This is a genomic window from Streptomyces sp. NPDC093510, assembly GCF_040683555.1.
Taxonomy (GTDB): domain Bacteria; phylum Actinomycetota; class Actinomycetes; order Streptomycetales; family Streptomycetaceae; genus Streptomyces.
The window spans coordinates 1-1510 of record NZ_JBFBEE010000066.1 but is presented as its reverse complement, the minus strand read 5'-3'; the positions used below and the strand labels follow the sequence as shown (position 1 = coordinate 1510).

General features: G+C 63.1%; 1 protein-coding gene. It reads right to left on the bottom strand.

The window, feature by feature from the left end; genetic code table 11:
* Positions 1 to 1510: cytochrome c oxidase subunit I (ctaD, locus tag AB0N81_RS41960; protein ID WP_365368204.1), on the bottom strand; the 1510-nt coding region annotated here is incomplete at both ends.

Below are 1510 nucleotides of genomic sequence, written 5' to 3'. Positions count from 1 at the left end.
GAAGTTGTGCCGCGGGGGCGGGCAGGACGTCGCCCACTCCAGCGAACGGCCGTAACCCCACGGGTCGTCGACCTCGATCTTCTTGCCGTACTTGGCCGTCTTCCAGATGTTGTAGAAGAACGGCAGGATCGACAGACCGAGCAGGAACGAGCAGATCGTCGAGATCGTGTTCAGCGCGGTGAAGCCGTCGGCGTGGAGGTAGTCCGCGTAGCGACGCGGCATTCCCTCGGCACCCAGCCAGTGCTGGACGAGGAAGGTGCCGTGGAAGCCGACGAACAGCGTCCAGAAGGTGATCTTGCCCAGACGCTCGTCGAGCATCTTGCCGGTGAACTTCGGCCACCAGAAGTGGAAGCCGGAGAACATCGCGAACACCACGGTGCCGAACACCACGTAGTGGAAGTGCGCCACCACGAAGTACGAGTCCGAGACGTGGAAGTCCATCGGCGGCGAGGCCAGGATGACACCCGTCAGACCACCGAAGGTGAAGGTGATCAGGAAGCCGACCGCCCACAGCATCGGGGTCTCGAACGACAAGGACCCCTTCCACATCGTTCCGATCCAGTTGAAGAACTTCACACCGGTCGGCACGGCGATCAGGAACGTCATGAAGGAGAAGAACGGCAACAGCACGCCGCCGGTGACGTACATGTGGTGCGCCCACACCGTCACGGACAGACCCGCGATCGCGATCGTCGCGCCGATCAGGCCCATGTAGCCGAACATCGGCTTGCGGGAGAAGACCGGGATGACCTCGGAGATGATGCCGAAGAACGGTAGCGCGATGATGTACACCTCTGGATGGCCGAAGAACCAGAAGAGGTGTTGCCACAGCAACGCGCCGCCGTTGGACGCGTCGAAGATGTGCGCACCGAACTTGCGGTCCGCCTCCAGGGCGAACAGCGCGGCGGCCAGGACCGGGAAGGCCAGCAGCACGAGCACCGCGGTCAGCAGCACGTTCCACACGAAGATCGGCATACGGAACATCGTCATGCCCGGAGCGCGCATGCAGATGATCGTGGTGATGAAGTTGACCGAGCCGAGGATCGTGCCGAAGCCGGAGAAGGCCAGACCCATGATCCACATGTCGGCGCCGATGCCCGGCGAACGCACCGCGTCCGAGAGCGGGCTGTAGGCGAACCAGCCGAAGTCGGCCGCGCCCTGCGGGGTGAGGAAGCCGCCCACCGCGATCAGCGAGCCGAAGAGGTACAGCCAGTAGGCGAACATGTTCAGCCGCGGGAAGGCCACATCGGGAGCACCGATCTGCAGCGGCATGATCCAGTTCGCGAAACCGGCGAACAACGGCGTCGCGAACATCAGCAGCATGATCGTGCCGTGCATCGTGAACGCCTGGTTGAACTGCTCGTTCGACATGATCTGCGAGCCGGGGCGGGCGAGTTCGGCGCGCATGAAGAGCGCCATCACACCGCCGATGCAGAAGAACGCGAACGACGTGACCAGATAGAGCGTGCCGATCGTCTTGTGGTCAGTGGTGGTCAGCCACTTGATGACG